General features: G+C 64.6%; 20 protein-coding genes. 5 read left to right on the top strand and 15 right to left on the bottom strand.

Going from position 1 to position 25,394, the window contains the following annotated elements; translation table 11 throughout:
• Window positions 1-76: 76 nt before the first annotated feature.
• Window positions 77-871: a fructosamine kinase family protein gene (locus AACP62_RS07430; RefSeq protein ID WP_339347455.1), complete on the top strand. Its 795-nt coding sequence runs from the start codon at window positions 77-79 to the stop codon at window positions 869-871.
• 10 nt (window positions 872-881) lie between these two features.
• On the opposite strand, the gene dnaJ is transcribed toward AACP62_RS07430, so the two are convergent.
• Entirely contained in the window at window positions 882-2,018 is a 1,137-nt protein-coding gene (gene dnaJ / locus AACP62_RS07435; RefSeq protein WP_339347456.1) for a molecular chaperone DnaJ, read from the bottom strand.
• A gap of 84 nt (window positions 2,019-2,102) precedes the next feature.
• On the bottom strand, window positions 2,103-3,176 hold the full coding sequence (gene hrcA / locus AACP62_RS07440; protein ID WP_155805038.1) for a heat-inducible transcriptional repressor HrcA: 1,074 nt from the start codon (window positions 3,174-3,176) through the stop codon (window positions 2,103-2,105).
• 184 nt (window positions 3,177-3,360) lie between these two features.
• On the opposite strand from hrcA, the gene tkt reads away from it, so the two are divergent.
• Entirely contained in the window at window positions 3,361-5,463 is a 2,103-nt protein-coding gene (tkt, locus tag AACP62_RS07445; protein WP_029678821.1) for a transketolase, read from the top strand.
• A 155-nt stretch (window positions 5,464-5,618) separates the two neighbouring features.
• Complete coding sequence (gene tal, locus AACP62_RS07450) at window positions 5,619-6,728, top strand: transaldolase (protein ID WP_198219886.1); 1,110 nt, start codon at window positions 5,619-5,621, stop codon at window positions 6,726-6,728.
• Window positions 6,729-6,832: 104 nt separating this feature from the next.
• Here the strand turns inward: tal and hemH are convergent, their stop codons facing one another.
• The 12 genes from hemH to AACP62_RS07510 form a co-directional block, all read right to left on the bottom strand.
• Window positions 6,833-7,756, bottom strand: coding sequence for a ferrochelatase (gene hemH / locus AACP62_RS07455; RefSeq protein WP_339347458.1), 924 nt, complete (start codon window positions 7,754-7,756; stop codon window positions 6,833-6,835).
• The gene (locus AACP62_RS07460; RefSeq protein WP_198219888.1) at window positions 7,749-9,146 is read right to left on the bottom strand and encodes an MFS transporter; all 1,398 of its coding nucleotides are present in this window, start codon (window positions 9,144-9,146) and stop codon (window positions 7,749-7,751) included. The genes hemH and AACP62_RS07460 overlap by 8 nt, the downstream gene beginning before the upstream one ends.
• 3 nt (window positions 9,147-9,149) lie before the next feature.
• The gene (hemQ, locus tag AACP62_RS07465) at window positions 9,150-9,908 is read right to left on the bottom strand and encodes a hydrogen peroxide-dependent heme synthase (protein ID WP_339347460.1); all 759 of its coding nucleotides are present in this window, start codon (window positions 9,906-9,908) and stop codon (window positions 9,150-9,152) included.
• A gap of 232 nt (window positions 9,909-10,140) precedes the next feature.
• The gene (gene secG / locus AACP62_RS07470; RefSeq protein WP_045935382.1) at window positions 10,141-10,389 is read right to left on the bottom strand and encodes a preprotein translocase subunit SecG; all 249 of its coding nucleotides are present in this window, start codon (window positions 10,387-10,389) and stop codon (window positions 10,141-10,143) included.
• 60 nt (window positions 10,390-10,449) lie between these two features.
• On the bottom strand, window positions 10,450-11,232 hold the full coding sequence (gene tpiA / locus AACP62_RS07475; RefSeq protein ID WP_154313498.1) for a triose-phosphate isomerase: 783 nt from the start codon (window positions 11,230-11,232) through the stop codon (window positions 10,450-10,452).
• Between the two features lie 90 nt (window positions 11,233-11,322).
• Entirely contained in the window at window positions 11,323-12,519 is a 1,197-nt protein-coding gene (locus tag AACP62_RS07480) for a phosphoglycerate kinase (protein ID WP_339347462.1), read from the bottom strand.
• A 79-nt stretch (window positions 12,520-12,598) separates the two neighbouring features.
• The gene (whiA, locus tag AACP62_RS07485; RefSeq protein WP_045935384.1) at window positions 12,599-13,558 is read right to left on the bottom strand and encodes a DNA-binding protein WhiA; all 960 of its coding nucleotides are present in this window, start codon (window positions 13,556-13,558) and stop codon (window positions 12,599-12,601) included.
• A 120-nt stretch (window positions 13,559-13,678) separates the two neighbouring features.
• Window positions 13,679-14,572 (bottom strand): RNase adapter RapZ, encoded by an 894-nt coding sequence (rapZ, locus tag AACP62_RS07490; protein WP_154313572.1) that lies wholly within the window; start codon window positions 14,570-14,572, stop codon window positions 13,679-13,681.
• A 2-nt stretch (window positions 14,573-14,574) separates the two neighbouring features.
• Complete coding sequence (locus tag AACP62_RS07495) at window positions 14,575-15,534, bottom strand: shikimate dehydrogenase family protein (protein WP_339347464.1); 960 nt, start codon at window positions 15,532-15,534, stop codon at window positions 14,575-14,577.
• A gap of 61 nt (window positions 15,535-15,595) precedes the next feature.
• On the bottom strand, window positions 15,596-17,896 hold the full coding sequence (gene uvrC / locus AACP62_RS07500; protein ID WP_339347466.1) for an excinuclease ABC subunit UvrC: 2,301 nt from the start codon (window positions 17,894-17,896) through the stop codon (window positions 15,596-15,598).
• Entirely contained in the window at window positions 17,893-20,814 is a 2,922-nt protein-coding gene (uvrA, locus tag AACP62_RS07505) for an excinuclease ABC subunit UvrA (RefSeq protein ID WP_339347535.1), read from the bottom strand. Before uvrA ends, uvrC begins: the two co-directional genes overlap by 4 nt.
• Window positions 20,815-20,976: 162 nt before the next feature.
• Entirely contained in the window at window positions 20,977-21,579 is a 603-nt protein-coding gene (locus tag AACP62_RS07510) for a DNA-3-methyladenine glycosylase I (RefSeq protein WP_339347468.1), read from the bottom strand.
• A 185-nt stretch (window positions 21,580-21,764) separates the two neighbouring features.
• Between AACP62_RS07510 and AACP62_RS07515 the strand changes: the two genes are divergently transcribed.
• Complete coding sequence (locus AACP62_RS07515; RefSeq protein WP_339347469.1) at window positions 21,765-22,940, top strand: TspO/MBR family protein; 1,176 nt, start codon at window positions 21,765-21,767, stop codon at window positions 22,938-22,940.
• Between the two features lie 117 nt (window positions 22,941-23,057).
• Window positions 23,058-24,659 (top strand): ABC-F family ATP-binding cassette domain-containing protein, encoded by a 1,602-nt coding sequence (locus AACP62_RS07520; RefSeq protein WP_029678807.1) that lies wholly within the window; start codon window positions 23,058-23,060, stop codon window positions 24,657-24,659.
• 24 nt (window positions 24,660-24,683) lie between these two features.
• Here AACP62_RS07520 and AACP62_RS07525 read toward each other — a convergent pair whose 3' ends face one another.
• A complete protein-coding gene (locus tag AACP62_RS07525) occupies window positions 24,684-25,373 on the bottom strand; it encodes an MgtC/SapB family protein (protein WP_015021846.1) in 690 nt (229 codons plus the stop codon).
• Between the last annotated feature and the right edge of the window lie 21 nt (window positions 25,374-25,394).

Genomic DNA, 25,394 nt, shown 5'->3' on the forward strand with positions numbered 1-25,394 from the left:
ACGGGCATGTCTCGCAGAATGCCCACAATGGGTCTTGTCGGAATCGACGACTCGACGAATAGGGGTGTGGATCATCATGGCCAAGACCTACAGAAAATCCAGGGGCGGGGCCCCGGCGGGATTCTTCGAGTGCGAGGGGCGCGGGCTTCAATGGCTGGGCCAGGCCCAGGCGCAGGGCGGTCCCCGGGTGGTGGACGTCTACGACTGGGGCCCGGACTACCTGGACATCGAGGAGGTGGCCTCCGCCTCCCCCACGCCCGGCGCGGCCTACCGCTTCGGCGCCCAGCTGGCCCACATGCATGATGCCGGGGCCGACCACTTCGGCTCCGCGCCCGAGGGCTACACGGGCACCTGCTACTTCGGACCCCTGCAGGATCCGCTGCCCATGGACGTGGGCGCCTGGGACGACCCGGCCACCTACTGGGCCAAGGGACGACTGGAGCCCATGGTGGGCATGGCCATGGATCGGCGGGCCCTGAACCGCGAGGACATGAAGATGACCGAAGAGGTGATCCAGGCCCTGCCGGAGCTGCTGGGCGCGGCCGCCAATGACAAGCCCGCCCGGGTCCACGGGGACCTGTGGAGCGGGAACGTCATGTGGACCAGGAACGACGGGAACACCCAGGCCGTCCTGATCGACCCCGCAGCCCATGGCGGCCACCGCGAGGAGGACCTGGCCATGCTGCAGCTGTTCGGCATCCCCTACCTGGAGCAGATTCTGGACGGCTACCAGAGCGTGCACCCGCTGGCGGCCGGCTACCAGAACCGGACAACGCTCTGGCAGCTCTACGCCATCGCCGGGCACTGCGCCTTCTTCGGAGGCGGCTATGTGAGCGAGTACCGGTCCATGTGCCGGTCGCTGCTGGGCTGACTCAGCCGACTCAGCTGAAGATGTCTTTGAGCTTGCCGAAGATCCCCTTGCGGCCCCCGACTCCGGCAGGCTTGGCACTCTGCGGGACCTGCTTGGCTTCGGAGTCGTGGCTGTTAGCGAAGTCCTCAATAAGGCGGCGCTGATCGTCGTCCAGCTTGGTGGGGATCTGGACCAGCACGTGGACGATGATGTCGCCGCGCTCCTCCCGGTTGCCCAGCCTGGTTACTCCCAGGCCCTTGATGGTGATCTCCTGGTCGGGCTGGCAGCCGGCGGGGATGTCCACCTGACGCTGGCCGTCGAAAGTCTCCAGGTCAACCTGGTGGCCCAGCACGGCCCAAGTCATGGGCACGGCGATCCAGCAGTGCAGGTCCTGGCCGCTGCGGGTGTAGTGCTTGTCGGGCTTGATGGTGATGTCCACATACAGGTCGCCGGCGGCACCGCCGCCCTCGCCCACCTCGCCCTGGGAGGCCAGCCGCAGCCGGGAGCCGTCAGCCACGCCAGCGGGCACGTTGACGCCCACCTCGCGCCGGGTGCGCACACGGCCATGGCCGTTGCAGACCGGGCAGGGGTGCTCGATGATGGTGCCGTGGCCCTCGCACCGCTCGCAGGGTGCCTGGCTCATCATCTGCCCCAGCAGGGTCCGCACCACCTTCTGGGCATAGCCCCTGCCGTTGCAGACCGGGCAGGTCACCGGTGAGGTCCCCTTCTGGGCCCCCGAGCCGCCGCACTCCTGGCAGAGGCCGTAGGTGCTGATGGGGGTGCGTACCACACCGCCGAAGATGGCGGTCTTCATGTCCACGGAGACCTGGGCCAGGGCGTCCCGGCCGGGCTGGGTGCGCGGAATGGGCCCCTGGGTGGCGCCCCCGAAGCCGCCGCCGAAGAACTGGTTGAAGACGTCGCCCATGTCGAAGGGGCTGCCTCCCTGGGAGGCCTGCGGGTCGTTGGGGTCCACGCCCGCGTCGTACATGCGCCGCTTCTCGGGGTCGGAGAGCACCTCGTAGGCGCTGTTGACCTCCTTGAACTTGTCCTCGTATTCAGGCCCGGCGATGTCCGGGTGGTACTTGCGGCTCATCTTGCGATAGGCACGCTTGATGTCCTGATCGCTCGCGCCGCGCTCGACTCCCAAAACCTCGTAGTAATCTGCCACCGATCATCCTTTTCGTTTGATGCCCTCTCGACCCATGGTTGCATGGGCCCACGATACCTATGACTTATGTCGCCGCCTTCACGCTCACGGCTCCCCGCCGCCGGCCAGGAAACCGGTCAAATACGAGGCCACGGCACGAACCGCGCTCATGGTCGCCGGATAGTCCATGTGGGTCGGGCCGATGGAGCCTACGAAGGCCACGGGCTCGTCGGCTTCGGAGCCGTCGGTCTGCCTGGACCGGGCATGCCCGTATCCGCTGGTGACCACTGAGGCGTGGGCCAGTTCAGGGGTCCGGGTCTCGGTGCCGATGGCCACGCTGACCCCATTGCTCTCGCGCGAGAGCTCGCTCTGGGCCCGCATGAGCCGCATGAGCACCACCTGCTCCTCCAGGGCGTCCAGCAGCGAGCCCAGGTCCCCCAGGGAGACGGCCTGGCTGTGGGTCAGCTGGGAGGTGCCGGCCATGTAGAGGCCGCTGGTCTGCTCCCGGGTGGCCATCTCGTCGAAGATCGTGGCCACCAGGCGCAGCATGGATTTGTCACGGCCTTCGGTCAGGGAGTCGGCCAGCATGCGGCAGCGGTCGGCGGCGCGGTCCAGGGGCAGGTCCTGGCACTGTCTGTTGATCTGGTCGGACAGGTCCGCCAGGGCGTTCGGGTCCTCCTGCAGGGGCCCGTGCAGGGTGCGCTGGACCACCCGGCCGGTGTCGGTGATGACCACCATAAGTATGGTCCCCCGGCTCAGTCCTATAAGCTCGGCCCGGCGCAGGTTGGAACTGGCCAGGGAGGGTGAGGCCACCACGGCGATCTGCCCGGTGATCTGCGCCAGAAGCTGGGCGGCATGCTGGAGGGTGTCCTCCAGGTTGACCGACCCGGACAGGAAGGCGTTAATCCCCCGGCGCTGGGCGGCGGACAGGGGCACGATGGTGGCCAGCCTGTCGACGAAGTAACGGTAGCCCTTCTGGGTGGGGATGCGGCCGGCCGAGGTGTGGGGCTGGACCAGGTAGCCCTCGCTCTCCAGGGCCGCCATGTCGTTGCGCACGGTGGCGGAGCTGACTCCAAGCTGATGATTTCTGGTGAGCGAACCCGACCCTACCGGCTCGCGAGAACGAATATAGTCCTCGACGACCGCGCGCAGCACCAGCATGCGTCTGGTATTAGGCAATGTCGCTCCTTCCGTCATGGTTTCATTATTAGCACTCGGGCCATGAGAGTGCCAAAACGTCGTGCGAAGAGCCGAATTGTGTCGTCTCAAACCGATACGATGGAAACGCATAGTGAAGGTAATCGAACATTTTCGACACAAGTCGAACATGGAGACCTCTACATTGGAAGGAAAGCAGCACCATATGGCAGATTTCACATGGTCCGAACTCGATGAGCGGGCTGTCAAGATGGCCAAGGTCCTCTCGGCCGACGCGGTCGAGAAGGCCGGAAGCGGCCACCCCGGCTCCCCTATTTCGCTGGCGCCCATCGCCTACGCGCTCTACCAGCACTTCATCCGGCACGACCCCAACGACCCCGACTGGGTCGGGCGTGATCGGTTCATTCTTTCCGGCGGCCACGCCTCGCTGACCCAGTACGTGCAGCTTTACTTCTCCGGGTACGGACTGACCCTGGACGATCTGAAGCGCTTCCGCACCGCCGGCACCAGGACCCCCGGCCACCCCGAGTACGGCCTGACCCCCGGCATCGAGATGACCACCGGCCCGCTGGGCCAGGGTCTGGCCTCGGCCGTGGGCTTCGCCTATGGTCAGCGCTACGAGCGCGGTCTGCTGGATCCGGATGCACCCGAGGGGCAGTCCCCCTTCGACCATAAGGTCTGGGTCATCTGCGGCGAGGGCGACGTCGAGGAGGGCGTCTCCTCCGAGGCCAGCTCCCTGGCCGGCGACCAGCGCCTGGGCAACCTGACCGTCATCTTCGATGCCAACCACATCCAGATCGAGGGCGACACCCGCATCGCCCTGGGTGAGGACATCCTCAAGCGCTACCAGGCCTATGGCTGGTACACCGACGAGTTCAGCTTCATCCAGCCCGACGGCTCCTACAAGGAGGACGTCGAGGGCCTGGCTGCCGTCCTGGAGAAGGCCGAGCAGGTCACCGACCGGCCCAAGTTCATCAAGGTGGACACCCTGATGGCCTGGCCCACCCCCGGCAAGACCAACGATCCTTCAGCCCACGGCTCAGCCCTGGGCGCCGAGGCCGTCGCCGGCCTGAAGAAGACCCTGGGCTACGACCCTGAGCAGAACTTCCAGATTGACGAGGAGGCCCTGGCCCACGCCCGCGAGGTCGCCCAGCGCGGTCTGGCCGCCCACAAGGACTGGGACGAGAAGTACCAGGCCTGGCGCAAGGCCAACCCCGACAAGGCTGCCCTCTACGACCGCATCCATGCCGGCAAGCTGCCCGAGGGCTTCGACAAGGCCCTGGACGATCTGGAGGCTGGCTTCGAGCCCGGCTCCAAGGTGGCCACCCGCAAGGCCTCCGGCGCAGTCATCAACGCCCTGGCCCCCATCATGCCCGAGCTCTGGGGAGGATCCGCCGATCTGGGCGGCTCCAACAACACCAACATCAACGGTGCCGTCTCCTTCGCCCCGGAGGCCGACAAGACCGTCCAGTGGCCCAAGGCCAGCAAGTACGGCCGCCAGCTGCACTTCGGCGTGCGCGAGTTCGGCATGGGCGCCATCACCAACGGCATCCTGCTGGGTTCGGACACCAGGCCCTACAACGGGACCTTCTTCCAGTTCAGCGACTATGAGCGCCCCTCGGTGCGCCTGGCCGCCCTGATGGACATCCCCAACCTGTATGTGTGGACCCACGATTCCGTGGCCCTGGGCGAGGATGGCCCCACCCACCAGCCCATCGAGCACCTGACCGCCGTGCGCGCCATCCCCCGGATGGAGGTTGTGCGCCCCGCCGACCAGTACGAGACCGCTGAAGCCTACCGCGCCTTCTTCGAGAAGGACAACACCCACCCCACGGCCATGATCCTGACCAGGCAGGGCGTGCCCACCCTGGAGGAGACCAAGGCCAAGGCCCGCGAAGGCGTTCGCAAGGGCGCCTATGTGCTGGTCGACACCGAGGGCCAGCCCGACGTGCTGATCATGGCCTCCGGCTCCGAGGTGCAGCACGCTGTGGCCGCCTCCAAGACCCTGGCCGAGCAGGGAGTCAAGGCCCGCGTCATCTCCGTGCCCTCGCTGGAGTGGTTCGAGGAGCAGGACGACGAGTACAAGGAAGCCGTTCTGCCCGCCTCCGTCAAGGCCCGCGTCTCCGTTGAGGCCGGACTGGCCACGCCCTGGTACAAGTACCTGGGCAGCTATGGCAAGCCCGTCTCCATCGAGCAGTTCGGCCTGCAGGGCAGCGGCGACGAGAACATGCGCGACCTGGGCATCACCGCCGATCATGTGGTCGAAGCAGCACAGGCCTCCCTGGAGGAAGTCCGTCGGGCCCGCTGAACCCGGCATCGTGATCAATCGGGGGCCGTCCGCGACGCCGGCCCCCTCCCCTGCAGGCACGCCCGAAACGCGGGCCTGCGGGAATACAGCAACAGACTTCCCGGTAGTGCATAGTGAATGTGATTCCATCGGGAACCCAAATAAGGAGTGACAAGATGGCAGAAAATGCAAACACCCAGCGCACCAGCGATTCAGGTGTCTCGATCTGGTTGGACGATCTGAGCCGCACCCGCATCGAATCGGGCAATCTGCAGCAACTGATCGCCGAGCGCAATGTGGTGGGCGTGACCACCAACCCCTCGATTTTCCAGAAGGCCCTGAGCCAGGTGGGTCCCTATGACGAACAGCTCAAGCAGCTGGGCCGCATCCCCGTTGAGCAGGCCGTCCGCGAGCTGACCACCACCGATGTACGCAACGCCACCGACATCTTCCGCGAGGTTGCCGAGAAGACCGACTACGTGGATGGACGCGTCTCCATCGAGGTCGATCCTCGTCTGGCCCACAACACCGAAGAGACCGAGAAGCAGGCCGAAGAGCTTTGGAACAAGGTCGATCGTCCCAACGCCATGATCAAGATCCCCGCCACCCTGGAGGGCCTGCCTGCCATCACCGCAACCCTGGCCAAGGGCATCTCGGTCAACGTGACCCTGATCTTCTCCCTGGAGCGCTACAAACAGGTCATCGACGCCTTCATCGAGGGCATGGTCCAGGCCGACAAGAACGGCCATGACCTGAAGCACATGGGCTCGGTCGCCTCCTTCTTCGTCTCCCGCGTGGACACTGCGGTTGACAAGCTGCTGGAGGCCAACGGCTCTGACGAGGCCAAGTCCCTGGAGGGCAAGGCCGCTGTGGCCAACGCCCGCCTGGCCTACGAGCTCTTCGAGAAGGCCTTCGACAGCGATCCCCGCTGGGCCGACCTGGAAGCCAAGGGCGCCAAGCGTCAGCGTCCGCTCTGGGCCTCCACCGGCACCAAGAACGCCGCCTATTCCGATTGCAAGTACGTGGACGAGCTGGTGGCCCCTGACGTGGTCAACACCATGCCTGAGAAGACCCTGAACGCTCTGGCCGATCACGGCAACGGCGCTCCCTCGGTCAAGGGCACCTACGAGGAGAGCCACCAGGTGATGCAGAAGCTGGCAGACCTGGGCATCAGCATCAAGGATGTGACCGACAAGCTGGAGGCCGATGGCGTCGCCGCCTTCATCGACTCCTGGGATTCAGTCCTCTCCGACGTGCAGAAGGGCATCGACCGCGTCAACGGCTGAGCGCCTGACTGACAGTCGCTGCCAGTAATAATTGTGCCCCCGTCCGGCTCAAACCGGACGGGGGCACAATTATTATCTCAACTATATTTCAAGCAGAGGTGTGACTACTCTGCCTTGGCCTCCTCGACCACCTGCTGCAGGGTGGCGATCAGGGCTGGGCTGTCGTTGGGCATGTTCAGCCTGGTCAGGGTGCCGCCGGCGGACTCGATGGCCTTGGCCAGCTCCATGTCCACGTCGTAGCATATCTCCAGGTTGTCGGCGATGAATCCGATGGAGGCGGAGACAATGGTCTTCATGCCGCTCTTGGTGATCAGATCCTTGGCCACCTTGACGAAATCAGGCCCGATCCAGGGCTCCTCGGTGCGGCCTGCCGACTGCCAGGCCAGCACGTACTGGTCCTCATTGAGACCGGCTGCCCGGGCCACGGCATTGGACAGACCAATGACCTCATCCTTGTAGGGGTCCCCTCCCTGGATGATGCGCAGGGGCAGGGAGTGGGCGCTGAAGATCACCTTGGTGTCCGGCCGGTCGGTCAGATCCTTCTTGGCCACCAGCTGGTCGCTCCAGAAGTGGATCAGTTCCTGGTGGTTCCACCAGGACCGCACCGGCAGGTATTCCATGCCCGGATGGGCCTCGATGGCCTTGCGGGCGCGGTTGTGGTAGTCCTCGCTCGAATAGGAGGAGTACTGCGGGGCCAGCGGCAGGCCGATCACCCTGGTGATGCCATCGGCGGCAATCTGGTCGACCGCCTCCTTGATGAAGGGGGTGATGTACTTCAGCCCCTCGTAGACCTTGTAGGCGCCGGGATGGGCCTTGTCCAGCGCAGCCTGGAGGCCGTCGCGCTGGGCCGTGGTGATCCTGGCCAGGGGCGAGGGCAGACCGATGGCCTTGTAGCGGCCGACCAGCTGGTCCATGAGCGGCTTGGGGGGCTCCTGCCCATGGCGGATGTTGGTGTAGTACCCCCTGATGTCGGACTCCTGGTAGGGAGTGCCGTAAGCCATGAGGAGGACTGCTGTAGGTTCAGTCATCAGCAACTTCTTTCTGTGAAAATGGAATGCAGTATGTCAGGCCGATATTGACCAGGGCTATGACGATGACCACCAGGAACATGTTCCTGTAGGAGGCCAGACCGGCCTGTCCGCCCACCTTGCCCAGCTCAATGGCCGAGGCGAAGAGCAGGGGGGCGATGGTGGTGCCGATCTTCTTGCAGGCCGACAGCCCGCCGATGGCCTGCATGCGGTTCTCGGGCCCGGCCAGCCTTCCGGCGATGACCTGGAGCGGCGAGGACATCATGGAGCCCATGCCGACCCCCATCAGGAAGGACAGGACCATGAAGAGCTGCAGGTTGTGCAGGGTCAGGGTGATCACCAGGGCCATCAGGCCTATCAGCGACGACGAAAAGACGAGCGTGGTCCGGTAGCCGAACTTGTCGACCAGGAGCCCGCCCAGCCAGGACCCGACCACGGAGCCGAGCCCGACGCCGACCATGACCATGCCGGCCGAGCGGACCGGGAGTCCGAAGACGGAGTGGACATAGGTCGGAATGTAGACGAAGAGGGAGAAGAACATGCCTCCCAGCGTTCCCAGCAGCAGTGTGAGCCCATAGGAGGGCAGCTTGAGCAGGCGGATGGGCAGGAAAGGCATGGTCTCGCTTGAACCGCCAAGATTGCGCTCATGCACCAGGAAGATTGCACCGGCAACCACGGTGACCAGGAGGCATCCAATGATCAGGGCCAGATAGGTCGTGCCGTACTGGAGGAAGGTGATCGCCACCATCAGCAGGGCCAGAGCGATACTGAAGGAGCCCAGGCCCAGGTAGTCGGTCTTCCAGGCGCGGTCGGTCTTCGAGTCGCCCATCATGAACCAGGCCAGAACAAACAGGATGGCCAGGAAAGGCAGCATCATGAAGTAATAGGCCCGCCATCCGTGGGTGATGCCCAGGAGCATGCCCGAAAGGACCGGGCTGACCATGGCGGAAAGGCCGGCGATGATGCCCACCGTGGAGACCTTCCTGCCCTGGTTGTTCCTGCGGGCTCGCTGCAGCAGGACGTTCATGGACAGGACCATGATGCCGCTGTCTCCCAGGGACTGGATGAACCGGCCCAGCAGCATGACCGCATAGTTGGGCGAGACCGCCGTCATCAGACATCCAAGGAACCAGAAGGCCAGCTCCCAGAGGAAGACCTTCCTGGTCCCGTGGGCGTCGGAGAGGTTGGAGGTGATGGGGGTGCCCACCACCAGGCCCAGGGTGTAGAGTCCGACCACCCAGGAGGAGCCCATGGTGGTCAGGCCGAAGGTCCGTGTGATGGACGGCAGCATGGTCGGCACCGCTCCCCCATCCAGCTGGGTGATGAAGACGATGACCATGAAGAACCATATGGGCGTGGAAAGGATCGATCTTCTCTCTCTTGTCGACATGTGTTACTGTCCCAACTGGTCCGTGAGCAGCCTGTCGATGCGCTCGGGATCGGTATGGGTGCCTACCAGGAAGTAGGGGAATTCGCCGTAGATGGAGCTGGCTTCGATGTAGCGCATCTCGGTGACGATCTTCTTGAATTGGACAGGGTCGTCGGCGAACAGGGTGACGCCCCACTCGTAGTCGTCCAGGCCGATGGAACCCGTCAGGATGATGGAGACCTTGCCGGCGTAGGAACGGCCGATCTTGCCATGGTCGTGCATGTAGGCCTTGCGCTGGTCGTAGGGCAGCGTGTACCAGTTGGCTCCGGGCACGCGGGTCTTGGACATGGGGTAGAAGCAGATGTAGGGCTTGTCGGGCGTCTTGGGATGCAGGCTGGCATTGACGTAGGACCAGCCACGGTCCGTGGTCGGCTCGCCCGAGTAGAGGCCCACCTCGGTGACTGACACATAGGAGATGGTCGGCTTCAGATAATCGGAGAGAGGCAGCTTCTCCAAGGAGGTCTCTACCTCCTGCAGCTGGTCCAGGGTCTCCCTGAGGACCATCAGGCCCAGGTCGGCCTTTTGCCCATTGACCTGGCACCAGTAGTGGCTTCCCTCGCCCTGGGACTGGACCTCGTCCAGCTGTGCGGCCAGGGCCTTGAACTCATCCAGGCATTCCCGGCGTTCGTCCTGGGGCACTCGGCGCCACTTGGCCCAATCGATTTTCCAGAAGAGGTGAAGGCAAAACCAGCCCTCCAGACTCGGTGCAGCTTGCTCAGCCATGAGCACTTCCTTTCGCTCGCTTAGCTTGCACGGCGTTGTGTGATGCGCCGCTCATCCGGCACACCGTTTCCACCTTATCCGTTGAGCGACTGAATCGTTGGATTATCGGTGCATAGTGAATGACATATTGTGGTAATAGTCAAGGACTATAGGTCTTGAACCAAAGTCGTCCGGATATGGAAAAACCCCGGTCGATGCCGGGGTCGGGTATTTCAGGTATTGTCTGTCGGAATCAGGCCAGCTTGTACTTGGAAATGAGATCCAAGGCGATGATGATGGCCACCCAGATCAGGGCCACGATAATGGTCAGACGATTCAGGTTCTTCTCGGCTGCGCCCGAGGTGCCGGCGTTGGAGCCGATTCCACCGCCGAACATATCGGACAGGCCGCCGCCCTTGCCCTTGTGCAACAGAATCAGCATGGTCAGCAATATGCTGGCGAGGATGACGACGATTTGAAGCACAATCTTGACAATGGCCACGGCACATACCTCCACGTAAGGAACTGGAAACAAGTATACATACACCCGTCGAAAAACGCATCAGCCCTTGGCGGCCAGTCGCACAATCCGCGCGAACTCCTCCACATCCAGGGAGGCGCCGCCCACCAGAAAGCCGTCCACGTCCGGCTGGGTGATCATCTGGGAGGCGTTCTTGGAGGTGACCGAGCCGCCGTAAAGGATGCGTACGGCCTGGCCGGCAGAATCTCCGAACTTGCCTGAAATGTGATCGCGGATGGCCCTGGCGGCCTGCTGGGCGGTGTCCGGGGTGGCCACCATACCGGTGCCGATGGCCCAGACCGGCTCGTAGGCCACGATCAGGTTGTCCATGTCCTCCTTGGCCAGGTCTCGGGTGACGTCGTTGACCTGACCAACGGCGAAGTCAAGCTGGATGCCCTGGCGACGCTCCTCGTAGCTCTCCCCCACGCAGAGGATGGGCTTCATGTCCGCAGCCAGGACGGCCCGGACCTGGTCGACGATGTTGGCATCGTCCTCGGGATGGTACTTGCGCCGCTCGGAATGGCCCACTATGACGTAACTGCAGCCCAGTTGGGCCAGCATGTCGGCGGACACATCCCCGGTAAAGGCCCCCTGTGCGGTGACGGAGACGGCCTGCGCCCCGTATTCGATGGGCAGGTTGTCGGCCTCCACCAGCACCTGGACGGAACGCAGGGCGGTGAAGGCGGGCATGAGAGCCACCTGGCAGCGCCTGCGGTCGAAATGGGCATCGCGCAGGAGCCAGGCCAGCTTCTGCACGAAATAGGTGGCTTCCAGGTGGTCGAAGTTCATCTTCCAATTGCCGGCCACCAGGGGAATGCGTGCCATACCAGACCTTTCCATCCGCGCAACAACAGCAATGCCGGGCCGCCGGATGCGAAACCCGGTGACCCGGCATTGCCCGTCTGTCTGCCGATTCTACTCCAGCACCTTCAGACCCGGAAGCTCCTTGCCCTCAAGGAACTCCAGGGAGGCGCCGCCGCCGGTGGAGATGTGCGAGAAGCCATCCTCGGGGAAGCCCAGGTTGCGCACGGCAGAAGCGGAGTCGCCGCCGCCGACGATGGTGAAGGCTCCGGCCTTGGTCGCATCGACCAGACCCTGGGCCACAGCCCGGGTGCCATCGGCGAATGCCGGGAACTCGAAGACGCCCATGGGGCCGTTCCAGACCACGGTCTTGGAGTCCACGATCTTGTCGTGGAAGAGCTTCTGGGAGTCGGGGCCGATGTCCAGACCCATCTTGTCCGCGGGGATGCCGTCGGCAGGAACCACCTGGTGGGGCGAATCCGCCTTGAACTCGTCAGCCACCACGATGTCGGTGGGCAGGACCAGCTCCACGCCCTTCTCGCGGGCGGTGGCCATGTAGCCCTTGACGGTGTCGACCTGATCCTCCTCCAGCAGGGAGGAACCGACCTCATAACCCTCGGCCTTGAGGAAGGTGAAGACCATGCCGCCGCCGATGACCAGACGGTCGGCCTTGCTGAGCAGGTTCTCGATGACGCCCAGCTTGTCGGAGACCTTGGAGCCGCCCAGGACCACAGTGAAGGGCCGCTCGGGGTTCTCGGTCGCCTTGGACAGGGCCTTGACCTCCTTCTCGACCAGCAGGCCTGCCGCAGAGGGCAGGAACTTGGCCACGGAGTAGTTGGAGCCCTGGGCACGGTGGACCACACCGAAGCCGTCGGAGACGAAGACATCACCCAGGTCGGCGATCTTGCGGGCGTAGGCATCGCGCTCGGCCTCGTCCTTGCTGGTCTCCTCGGGGTTGTAGCGCACGTTCTGCAGCAGGACCACGTCGCCGTCGTTCATGGCGGCCACCTTGGCATGGGCATCGGGACCGTAGGTGTCCTCGGCCAGAGGGACCTGCACGCCCAGCAGCTCGCCCAGGCGGGTGGCCACGGGGGCCAGGCTCAGCTCGGGGACGACCTTGCCCTTGGGGCGACCCAGGTGGGCCATGAGGATGACCTTGGCGCCCTGGCCACGAAGCTGCTCGATGGTTGGCAAGGCGGCGCGGATGCGACCGTCATCCGTAATGGTGGTGCCGTCCAGCGGCACATTGAAGTCCGCGCGGACGAGCACGCGCTTGCCCTTGAGGTCACCGAGGCTCTTCAGTGTTTTCATGCGTATCCTTTCTGACTGCGGGTCCATGCGCCCGCTCCCCTGCCATGGTACTCAGGCAGACCGACCTGTGTGAGCTATCTCACTCTTGTTTGGCCTGTTCCTCGGCCCTCTTTTTTTCGACCTTGGTGGCCAGCTGCAGCAGGCGGCGGATGCGTCCGGCGATGGCATCCTTGGTGACCGGCGGATCGGCCAGGCGGCCCAGCTCTTCGAGGGAGGCCTCGCGGTGGTCCAGACGAAGCTGGCCGGCCGCACGCAGGTTCTCGGGGATGTCGTCGCCCAGAATCTCAAAGGCCTTGGTGACCTTGGCGCTGGCCTCGACGGCTGCCTTGGCCGACCGGCGCATGTTGGCATCGTCGAAGTTGGCCAGGCGGTTGGCCTTGCCGCGGGACTCACCGTCGCTGCGCTTGCCGGTCCACTCCCTGGAGGACTTGGGGGCGCCCATGAGGTTGAGCATGCGTTCGATGACGTCCGGATCGCGCAGGGTGACGCGCTCGGAGCTGCGCACCTGGCGGGCCTTGGCGTTGATGCCCAGACGGCGGGCGGCGCCCACCAGGGCCAGGGCGGCCTCGGATCCGGGGCAGACGATCTCCAGGTAGGAGGCCTTGCCCGGGTCGGACAGCTCGCCATGAGCCAGGAAGGCCCCTCGCCAGGCGGCCTTGACCTGGGCGATGTTGCCGGAAACGATATCGGCGGGAAGACCGCGAACCGGGTGCTTGCGGCGGTCCAGCAGACCGGTCTGCAGGGCCAGGGCACCGCCAGCCCGCAGCACTCGAACCGAGTAGCGGGTCAGGTTGCCGGTGGGGGCCTGACGCTTGACCTGGATCAGATCGGAATCATGGCCGTAGACGTCCCTGATGGTGTTCTGCAACCACTGCGCTGCCGGCAGGGAATCGAATTGCGCTTCCACCACAATGTGACGCTGAATGATGTGCAGACCGCCGCCGAAGCGGATCATTGCCGCCGATTGCGCTTTCTTGGCAGAGGGGGGTTCGTTGTCAATCGCGGCCAGCTCGCTTTTGACATCATCAAGTAGGGCCAAGAGCCGTCCTCCTACGAAAAAATACTGAAAAATGAATACTTCCTGGCCGCGCGACACACCTGCCGTGCAAACCACCGGATTACTGTGATACCGAATATCTTGGACAAATTGCGCCTTTGGCTATCCGCGGGAACGGTGCGGCAGCTCGCGGGCCGAGACGGTCACCTCCATTCCCCGGGACCGCAGGCGGGCGGCCAAAGCGTCGGCCATGGCCACTGAGCGGTGCTGTCCGCCAGTGCAGCCAAAGGCGATGGTCACATAGTGCTTGTCCTCGCGTGCATAGCCGCTGAGCGCGGTCAGAATGGCGGTGGTGTAGGCATCCAAAAACTCCTTGGCGCCCTTGCTGGCCATCACATAGTCGCGGACCGGGCCGTCATGGCCGTTCAGGTCCCGCAGCTCGGGGACCCAGTAGGGGTTGGGCAGGAAGCGGACGTCGGCGACGAAGTCGGCATCGATGGGCAGCCCGTACTTGAACCCGAAGCTCATGATGTGCACGCCCACGGTGGTCGGGCCGGAGCCCAGGACCATTTCGTACAGGCGGGTGGAGAGCTGATGGATGCTCAGGTTGGAGGTGTCGATGACCATGTCCGCACGCTCCTTGAGACCGCCCAGCAGGCGGCGCTCCTCGCGGATGCCGTCGATCAGGCGGCCCGAGCCCTGCAGGGGGTGGGGACGGCGGACGGACTCATAGCGTTTGACCAGCACCTGGTCGGAGGCGTCCAGAAAGAGGATGCGGCAACGCACGCCCAGGTCGTCCAGGTGGCTGAGCACGGCCGACAGGTCGTCGAAGTAGGAGCGGGACCGGACGTCGATGACGGCGGCCAGGCGGTGCAGGGAGCTTCCGGCCGAGGTCATCATGTCGACCAGGGGCACCAGCAGGCGCGGTGGCATGTTGTCGACCACATACCAGCCCATGTCCTCCATGGAGTCGGCGGCGCGGGAGCGGCCTGCGCCGGACATGCCCGTGATCAGCAGTACCTCGAAGCCTGCGAAGGGCGGTTTTTCCGTCGTCATCGTCATGCCTCCCTCAAGGCTTGGTCCATGGCGGCCACCGGTACAGCGGCCAGGGGTCGCTCGGTCATCAGCGCCACCTGACGCACGGCTTGATAGAGCAGCATGCGTTCACCGCTGATGGCCCGGGCGCCCGGCCGACGGCAGAAGGCTCTCATGAGCGGGGTGGGCCGTGGGTCATAGACCACATCCAGAAGGACCGGGCCCATGCGACTGCCGCCATCAGCCGTATTGAACAAATCGGCCAGGGGATCGGCTGCACCCGAAGGCAGGGTGGAGACGACGATATCGCCCTTGGTCAGGGCCCTTTCGGCTGCCTCAGCCTGGTCCATGGCGGTGACGGTTGGCTCAGGCAGACCCAATCGGGAGGCAAGGTCCAACATGTGGTCGCAGTGCTTTGGGTTGCGGGCCAGCAGGTCCACATGCTCGACCCCCAGCACCTTCAAGGCGCAGAAGGCGGACTCGGCGGTGTTGCCGTTGCCGATGACCAGGGCCCGCGCTCCCCCGTATGGCTGGTCGGGAAGCCGGTCCTGCCGACCCTGACCGGCTGCCTCAAGCAGGGCGGCCAACTCGTCAGGGTCCTCGTCGGCCCGGCAGCGGTCGGCAGCCTCCAGCAGGGCGGCCACAATTCCCTCCACGTCGGTGTTATACAGAGACAGCCCATTGGCTGGGCCACCCTGTGCAAAGACTGCTGTGTTGGCCACGCCCATGGTGCTGGACCAGCAGTCACGAAAATCGCCCATGGGGCCAACTGCACTCTTCAGGGGCATGGTCAGGCTGAGACCGGCCCAGGTCGGGTCGAGGCCGTGGATAAAGTCCGCCAGGCCGTCAGCGTCCATGCGCACACGGTCGTAGCGCCAACCGTCAAGGCCCAGTGCGGCGTAGGCCGAGCGATGCAGGAGGGGCGAAAGGGAATGGCTGATGGGGTCGCCCAGAACGGCACAACGACAATCAGGTCCATTCATGTCTGCAATCACGCACCAATCAAGATCAGGGCATGGCCTTATGCCAGCCTTCTGGGCCATTTTATCGCTGGCTATCCCCGGCCTGGTCCTGGTCGCTGTGCAGGGCCCGGTAGATGGCCTCGGCCTTGGCGGAGCCGATGCCCTTGACGGCCTCAAGCTCCTCCTGGGAGGCCTGACGCATGCGCTTGACCGAACCGAAGTGATTGAGCAGCTTCTTCTGATAGGCGGGACCAATGCCCGGAATCTCATCCAGGGCCGATCGCAGGGCACCCTTGCGCCGGGTCTGCCGGTGATAGGTGATGGCGAACCGGTGGGATTCGTCGCGCACCCGTTGCAGCAGGTACATGCCCTCGGACTGGCGCTTGAGGATGATGGGATAGTCGTCGTCAGGCACCCAGACCTCCTCCAGGCGCTTGGCCAGGCCGCACAGGGCCACATCGTCCACCCCGCAGTCGTGCAGGGCCCGGGCTGCGGCGGTCACCTGGGGCTTGCCGCCGTCGACCACGACCAGGTTGGGTTTGTAGGCGAAGTGACGGGCGGTGGTGTTCTGCTGGACGATGGCGCCCTCCTCCTGCTCCACCAACTCGGGTGCCTTGTCGCTGGCCTTTCGCTCAGCCTCCATGCTGTCACCGCTGTCGCCCGCAATGTTGCCGTGGCGGAAGCGTCGGGTCAGGGTCTCGTAGATGGCGCTCATGTCGTCCACAGCGCCCTTGCCGTCCTCGCCGCGGATGGCGAATCGGCGGTACTCGGACTTCTTGGGGACCGCGTCCTCGAAGACCACCATGGAGGCCACCTGGAACTGGCCGCCCACGGTGTTGGAGATGTCGTAGCACTCGATGCGCAGCGGAGCGCGGTCAAGACCCAAAGCCTTGGCCACGTCGTTCATGGCCTGGGTGCGGGTGCCCATGTCGCTCATGCGGCTGAGCTTGCTGCGCTGCAGAGCCTGTCGGGCGTTGGCGTTGGCCCGGTCCATCAGGGACTTCTTCTCACCCCGGCTGGCCACCCGGATGGTCACTGAGGACCCGCGCAGCCCCCGCAGCCACTCCTGCAGGTCGCCGGTCCGGTCGGGCTGGATGGGGACGATGACCTCGGGAGGCACCGGGGAGATGGGGGCCAGCAGGTCGGCGCGTCCGGTCTGATCCTGATGCTGGTGTCGGCTCCTGGTGGCCTTGGCCCGGGCTTCGGCGTCCAGGGCCGTGACCTTCTGGGTGGAGCCCATGGCATCCCTGTCCTGGCTGATGGAGACCTGGGTATCGGAATCTCCGGGCAGCTTGTGCAACTCGTTGTCGTTCTCATTCATCAGATCCGAATAGACCTGCACCAGGAGGTCGCTGATCAGCTCGCTGTCGGAGACGTCCTCCACCCGCTCCACGCTCCAGTTGCGTTCGCCCCGGATGGCTCCCGAGCGCACGAAGAAGGCGTGGACCGAGGCCTCCAGTTCGTCAGAGGCCACGCCGAAGACGTCCACATCCACGTTGGAGGCGAAGGCGACGGCATTCTGCTCGATGACCGTGTCCAGCATGGCGATCTGGTCGCGCAGACGGGCGGCCTTCTCGAAGTCCAGCTCCTTGCTGGCCTTCTGCATGCTTCTGGTCAGCCCGGCCCGGTAGCTCTTGCCCAGCCTTCCGGTGATGACCCCGGTCAGCTCCGTGCAAAGACGCCGGTGGTCGCTGGCGCTGATCCGGCCCACACAGGGTGCCGAACACTTGCCGATGGAGGCCAGCAGGCAGGGGCGGCCGCTGAGCTTGGCCTTGCGGAAGACGCCGGGGGTGCAGGTGCGCACCGGATAGGTCTTGAGCAGGGCATCCAGGGTGTGCTTCATGTCCCAGACCTTGGCGTAGGGGCCGAAGTAGCGGGTGTCGTGCCGCTTGCGCACGCGGGTCATCCACACCCGGGGGAACTCCTCGCCCACGGAGACGGCCAGGTAGGGGTAGGTCTTGTCGTCGCGCAGCTTGACGTTGAAGTGCGGATCGAACTCCTTGATCCAGGTGTATTCAAGGGTCAGGGACTCCAGGTCGGTGCCCACCACGGTCCACTCCAGGCTCCGGGCCGTCAGCACCATGGTCTGGGTGCGCGGGTGCAGGTTTTCCAAGGGCTGGAAGTAGTTGGTCAGACGGTTGCGCAGGTTCTTGGCCTTGCCCACGTAGATGACCCGGCCGTCGCCGTCCCGCCACTTGTAGACGCCCGGTTGGGTGGGGATGTCGGAGGTCTTGGGGCGGAAGAGGTCCCGGCTGTCTCCCAGCAGGGGCGCGCCGTTCTTGTTGACGCCGGTCGTGTTGCCGGTGGCGGACTCCTCCTCCAGGGCTTGGGCGGTGCGTCGCCATACCTGCGGCGTGTGCCGCTCGAAACAGCTGCGGGTCATGATCGTGCAGCCTTGGCGACCTTGGCGGGATCAAGCATGGGCTTGAGGTACTTGCCGGTCCAGCTGTCCGGATTGGCGGCCACCTGCTCGGGGGTGCCCTGGGCCACCACGGTGCCGCCGCCGTCGCCGCCCTCCGGTCCCAGGTCGATGATCCAGTCGGCGGTCTTGATCACATCCAGGTTGTGCTCGATGACGATGACCGTGTTGCCCTTGTCGACCAGGCCGTGCAGGACCTTGAGCAGCTTGCGGACATCCTCGAAGTGTAGGCCCGTGGTGGGCTCGTCCAGGATGTAGACGGTCTTGCCGTCGGAGCGCCGCTGTAGTTCGGTGGCCAGCTTGACCCGCTGTGACTCGCCTCCGGACAGGGTGGGTGCCGGCTGGCCCAGACGGATGTAGCCCAGGCCCACGTCCACCAGGGTGTCCAGATAGCGGGCGATGGAGGGATAGGCCTTGAAGAAGTGGGCGGCCTCCTCGATGGGCATATCCAGCACGTCCGAGACGGTCTTGCCGTTGTAGGTGACCTCCAGGGTCTCCCTGTTGTAGCGCTTGCCGTGGCAGGTCTCGCACTGCACGTAGACGTCGGGCAGGAAGTTCATCTCGATCTTGATGGTTCCGTCACCGTGGCAGGTCTCGCAGCGGCCGCCCTTGACGTTGAAGGAGAAGCGGCCCGGACCATAGCCGCGCACCTGGGCCTCGGGGGTCTTGGCGAAGAGCTGGCGGATCTTGTCCCAGACGCCGGTGTAGGTGGCCGGGTTGGAGCGCGGAGTGCGGCCGATGGGGTTCTGGTCCACATGGATGACCTTGCGCACCTGGTCCACGCCCTCCACCCGGGTGTGCTTGCCGGGCACGATGCGGGCGTTGTTGAGCTGGTCGGCCAGGACCGGATAGAGGATGGAGTTGACCAGGGTGGACTTGCCGGAGCCGGAGACGCCGGTGACCAGGGTCATGACCCCCAGCGGGAAGGAGACCTTGAGATTCTTCAGGTTGTTCTCGCGAGCCCCCACCACGGTCAGCTGCCGGGTCTTGCTGGTCTTGCGGCGGCGCTTGGGCACCTCGATGGAACGGCGACCGGCGATGTAGTCGGCGGTGATTGAGCGGGAGGCCTTGACCAGGTCCTGCGAGCGCCCGGAGAAGATGACCTCCCCGCCATGCTCGCCGGCCCCCGGACCGATGTCGACCAGCCAGTCGGCCTGGCGGATGGTGTCCTCGTCGTGCTCGACCACAATCAGGGTGTTGCCCAGGTCGCGCAGCCGCTGCAGGGTCTTGATCAGCCGGTCGTTGTCCCGCTGGTGCAGGCCGATGGAGGGCTCGTCCAGCACGTACATGACGCCCACCAGGCCCGAGCCGATCTGGGTGGCCAGGCGGATGCGCTGGGCCTCGCCGCCGGAGAGGGTGGCCGCCGCCCGGGACAGGGTCAGATAGTTCAGACCCACGTCGTTGAGGAAGCGCAGGCGGGCGCGGATCTCCTTGAGGACCTCGCCGGCGATCTTGGCCAGGGCGCCCTCCATGTGCAGGCCCTCCACCCATTTCAGGCTGGCGGACACGGCCATGTCGCAGACCTGGGCGATGGACAGGCCGTCCACGGTCACGGCCAGGACCTCGGGCTTCAGACGCTTGCCCTGGCAGACCTGGCAGGGCACCTCGCGCATATAGGACTCGTAATACTGCTTCATGGGCTGCGAGTCGGTCTCGTCGTGGCGGCGCATCAGGGTGCGGACCACGCCCTCGAACCCGGTGGTGTACTCGCGCAGGCGGCCCCAGCGGTTCCGGTAGGAGACGTCCACCTTGAAGTCGTGCCCGTACATGACGGCATGACGGACCTCCTCGGGCAGGTCCTTCCAGGGGGTCGAGGTGGAGAAGCCCATCTCCTTGGCCAGGCCGTCCAGCAGATGGCCGTAGAAGCGCTGCTGGCTCTTGGTGCCGCTCCAGGGCTCCACAGCCCCGTCCTTGAGGCTCTTCTCCGGGTCGGGCACCACCAGCTCGGGGTCGATCTCCAGGTTGAATCCCAGGCCGGTGCAGGCCGGGCAGGCTCCATAGGGGGCGTTGAAGGAGAAGGTCCGGGGCTCGATCTCGTCCAGCTCCAGCTCGTGGCCGTTGGGGCAGGAACGCTTTTCGGAGAAGGGCTGGCGGCGCTCGGGGTCCTTGGCATCCAGATCCACGAAGTCGGCCACCACCGTGCCCTTGGCCAGGCGTAGGGCGGTCTCCACGGAGTCGGTCAGCCGCTGGCGCATGCCCTCGCGGATGACCAGCCGGTCCACCACCACCTCGATGGTGTGCTTCTTCTGCTTGGTCAGCTTGATGGACTCGGACAGCTGGTGCATGTCCCCGTCGATGATGGCCCGGGAGTAGCCGTCGGAGCGCAGGAGCTCCAGGGTTTCAACGAACTCGCCCTTGCGGCCCTTGACGATGGGGGCCAGGAGCTGGAAACGGGTCCCCTCCGGCCTGGACATGAGGGTGTCGACGATCTGCTGCGGCGACTGGGCCCGCACCTCGGCCCCGCAGACCGGGCAGTGGGGAATGCCGGTCCTGGCGAAGAGCAGGCGCAGGTAGTCGTAGACCTCGGTGATGGTGCCCACCGTGGACCGGGGGTTGCGGTTGGTGGTCTTCTGGTCGATGGAGACGGCCGGGCTCAGACCCTCGATGAAGTCCACATCGGGCTTGTCCATCTGCCCCAGGAACTGGCGGGCATAGGCGGAAAGGGACTCCACGTAGCGGCGCTGTCCCTCGGCGAAGAGGGTGTCGAAGGCCAGGGAGGACTTGCCGGAGCCCGACAGGCCGGTGAAGACCACCATCCGGTTGCGGGGTATGGACAGGTTGACGTTCTTGAGGTTGTGGGCCCGGGCCCCTTGGATGACGATTTTGCGGTCGTTGGGCACCATGGACAGGTCCGCCACCAGGGACCCCTTGGATTCGATCATGCGCGGGTTCTCGATGGCCGCGTCCACTGTCGACTTAGGCTTGTTCTGCTGCTTCACGTGCTTCCCATCCGCTTCCCTGAAGACCCATGGCCAAGGCTGAGGCCAAAGCCTGACCATAATATCGCCGGGGCCGAATAATTCGAACAGGTGTTCGACGACGGCTTAGATGGCCTGGTCCGGCGGATTCAGGGGCGGATGGCCGCAGCCGTTGAGGAAGCAGTCGTGCTGGTGGTCGTTGATCATGCCGGCCGCCTGGAGGAAGGAGTGGACCGTCACCGGTCCCAGGAAGCGCAGGCCCAGGTCGCGCATGTCCTTGCAGACGATGGCCGACAGGTGGTCGTAGCGCGGTATTGAAGGATCGTCCGTGTAGTCGTGGTTAATGGTCCGGCCGCCGGTGAAGGACCAGCAGTAGCGGTCGAATCCCTCCCCGGGAAATCGGCGGGCGATCAGGGCGGCATTGGCCACCGTGGCTTCGATCTTTCGACGATTGCGGATGATGGCCGGGTCGGCCATGAGACGGTCGATGCGGTCGGCATCGAAGGCGGCGACGGCCTGAATATCGAAGTTGTCGAAATCCTTGAAGAGGGCCTGGCGGCGATGCAGGACCAGCTGCCAGCTGAGCCCACACTGGAATATCTCCAGGGAGAGCATGCCGAAGAGCCTCTGGGAGCCGTGCAGGGGGCGGCCCCACTCATGGTCGTGGTAGCTGCGCATGAGCGGGTCGTCCACCTGTGCCCAGTCGCACCGATGTAAAGGTTCAACCATCTCGCACTCCCCCTCTCCAGTATTCGGCTTCAGGCTAGCACCGGAGGCCGCCCGGAACGGGTGGTCAATACCACTGAGCCAGGCGGGCTGATTTAGAGTTGGAGCAGAGGCCGGTCGGCCCATGCCCGGGGCAATCCCCACGGCGGCAGTACGGTTGCGGCCGGCAAGGAGAGGAAGCATGTGCCATGACTGACAAGGACAATCCGCGCAGACTCTGGACCGACGATGAGGACCCGGTCGAGAGGGCCAAGCGCACCTCCCCTGCCATGCAGGGCAGCCAATCGAGCGCAAATTCGGCATCGGCATCTCGGAGTTCGACGAGTACAGGTTCGGCGTCTTCGAATTCATCGACACCAAAGTCGCCCACTTCAAATTCATCTGGCTCAGGTTCATCGCCTTCAGGTGCCGCAGACCACCAGTCTGGTGATTCGTCGAAGAAGGCGCCAATTGACAAAACCAGTGCAGATGAGACTGCCAATGGAGTCAAGAGTCGCTCTAATCGCAGCAGCAATGAGGCAGCGCAGGAATCAAATCAAACAAAGCAGAGTCAGCCTGAAAAGGAGCAGGAATCCTCAAAGGGTCGCGGCTGGAAGCTCTTCGAGGATATCGTGCTCTGGGTGGCCTGGGTGGCCATGGTGGGCTTCAACGGCTATGCGGAGGTCTACCACTTCAATGGCACGACCGTGGGCGGCCTGGCACGCAAGGTCGACCTGTGGATCATGCCCGCCGGCTACGTCTTCGCCATCTGGGGGGTCATCTACATCGCCCTGGCCATCTGGCTCTTCCGCTTCTGCCTGGCCGGCCCCAGCCGCAAACGTCTTGGCTTCCTGCCCTTCACGCTGAGCGGGCTGCTCTTCGTGGCCACCTGCTGCCTGAACATCGCCTGGCTGGCACTGTGGCATATGGAGCGAAACTTCTGGGCCCTGGTCATCATCCTCATTCTGACCGTGCTGGCCTGGATGCTCTACGCCCTGGTGCGCAGGGATGCCACCAAGGCCGGAACCCCCACCGCAGCCAAGGCCCTGGATTGGATCCCCCTGTCCATCTACGCCAGCTGGCTGAGTGTCGCCACCCTGGTCAACGCCGGATACATGGTGGTGGCCGGGCACAAGGTCGGCAATGCAGTACAGGGATTCGCCACCATCATCGTGGTCGGCGCCCTACTGGCCGTCGCTTATCTGATGAACAGGCATGGCAAGGACTGGGTCTTCGGCCTGGTGGTCATCTGGGCCTGCCTGGGCATCGGCATCAGGATCTTCTCCTTCGCGGCAGTCATGGGTGTGCTCGTCATTGCTTTGACCGCAGTGGGTGCCTTCCTGGTCTACTTCCCCTGGAGCAAGTTCAGGGTGGTCCGTCGCTGACCCATCCATGACTGATCCATTGCCCCGTCAGCCGAGACGCACTGGCGGGGCTTGCTTCTTGCTACCATGATTCCTTGCAAGTTTTGAATCCATAAGGAAAGCGGGGTCGGAGGCGGCATGGCTATTGAGGCGCAGGGACTTGAGATCCGAATAGGTGCCCGGCTACTGCTGCAAGCCACCGACTTCCACGTGACCAAGGGCGACCGGATCGGCCTGGTGGGCCGCAACGGCGCAGGCAAGACCACACTGACCCGGGTCATCACCGGCGATATGCTCCCCTCGGCCGGCAAGGTGCGTGTGACCGGACAGCTGGGATACCTACCCCAGTCCACCCATGCGGGCAACTCCGAGCAGAGCGCCCTGGACCGGGTCATGAGCGCCAGGGACATCGCTTCCATCATCCAGCGGATGCGCAAGGCCGAGACCGAGATGACCAGTCCTGATCCCAAGGTCATGGAAAAGGCCATGAAGCGCTACGACAAGGCCCAGCAGGACTTCGAGAACGCCGGGGGCTATGCGGCACAATCACAGGCCATCGTCATGGGCGAGAGCCTGGGGCTGAGCCAGGAGACCCTGCAGCAGGCACTGGGCACCCTCTCCGGCGGTCAGCGCCGACGGGTCGAGCTGGCCAGAATCCTCTTCTCCGATGCCGACACCCTGATTCTGGACGAGCCCACCAACCATTTGGATGCCGACTCCATCGAGTGGCTCAAGGGCTACCTACGCCGGTTCGAGGGCGGCTTCCTGATCATCTCCCACTCCACCGAGCTGCTTGACGAGACCGTCAATCGCATCTGGCACCTGGATGCCCAGCGCTCCTGCATCGACATGTACACCATGGGATGGAAGGCCTACCTGCGCCAGAGGGTGGTGGACGAGGAGCGCCGTCGCCGCGAACGGGAGGTGGCCGAGAAGAAGGCCGACCGTCTGATGCGTCAGGGCATCCGACTGCACGCCAAGGCCACCAAGGCCGTGGCCGCCCAGAACATGATGCGCCGCGCCCAGCGCCTGCTGGCCGACACCCAGGAGGCGGAAAAGGCCGAAAAGGTGGCCGACCTGCGCTTCCCGGATCCTGCCCCCTGCGGCCGCACGCCCATCATGGCCGAGGACCTTTCCAAGGCCTACGGATCCAACATCGTCTTCGCCGGAATCAATCTGGCCATCGACAAGGGCTCCCGGGTGGTCATCCTGGGATACAACGGCGCTGGCAAGACCACCACCCTGCGCCTGCTGGCCGGCATCGAGCAGCCCGACACGGGCAAGGTGACCCTGGGGCACGGGGCCAAGATCGGCTACTTCGCCCAGGAACATGACACACTGGATAACGACGTCACCGTTCTGGAGAACCTGCAGCATGTGGCCCCTGACCTGGACAACACCCAGGCGCGGACCATCCTGGGCTCCTTCCTCTTCTCGGGGGACGACGCCATGAAGCCCACCAAGGTGCTTTCGGGCGGCGAGAAGACCCGACTGGCCCTGGCCACCCTGGTGACCAGCCGGGCCAACGTCCTGCTGCTGGACGAGCCCACCAACAACCTGGACCCCGCTTCCCGCGACGAGATACTCAAGGCCATCGCCAAGTACGAGGGGGCCATCGTGCTGGTCACCCACGACGAGGGGGCCGTCAAGGCGCTCAACCCCGAGCGGGTGCTGCTCATGCCCGACGGTGATGAGGACCTCTGGAGCGACGACTACCTGGATCTGGTTGCCGAAGAGTAGGTAGCCACAATGGCGAAAAGCGGGTCAGTCGTCCTCCCCCAGGACCTCCACCCCTTTGACCCCTGGAGTCTGCCCAATGGATTCGACCAGCTCGGTCACGTCCCCCTTGCCCAGCAGGTTGACGGTGACATCGGCGCCCTTCCAGGCATCCCGGTGCAGCTCATGGATGGTCAGCACCCGGGATTCGAAGCCCATGCGGGTGGCCAGCAGCAGGGATTCGCGCAGACAGCCGTGTCCGTCCTGATATACGATGCGCAGGACCGTGTTCTGACGATTGCGCAGGAACCACTTGAGGATGGGCGCGATGACCAGGACAGCTAGAAAGTAGAAGACGACGGCCAGGATGGCGATGGCGAAGAGCTGAACCCCGCAGGCCATGCCCACGGCGGCGGCCACCCAGATGGCGCTGGCCGTGGTCAGACCCTTGACCGAATCATGGTTGAAGAAGATGACTCCGGCACCGATGAAGCCGATGCCCGAGGCCACCCCGGCCGCGATTCGCGAGGCATCCCAGGAATAGTTTCCTACAGCGGCCTGGATGCCGTAGAGGGAGACCATGGTGAACAGGCAGCTGCCCAGGCCCACCAGAATGTGGGTGCGGATGCCAGCGTCGTGTTTGAGGAACTCGCGCTCGAAGCCGATCAGGCCACAGAGCACCACCGTCAGGACCACTGCCATAATCTGGCCTTGATTCGGCATCGCGAATCCCTGCATGATTTCCTTTCCTGCCCTCGT

Origin of the sequence: Bifidobacterium apis (genome assembly GCF_036986835.1) — a bacterium.
Classification (GTDB): Bacteria; Actinomycetota; Actinomycetes; order Actinomycetales; family Bifidobacteriaceae; genus Bombiscardovia; species Bombiscardovia apis_A.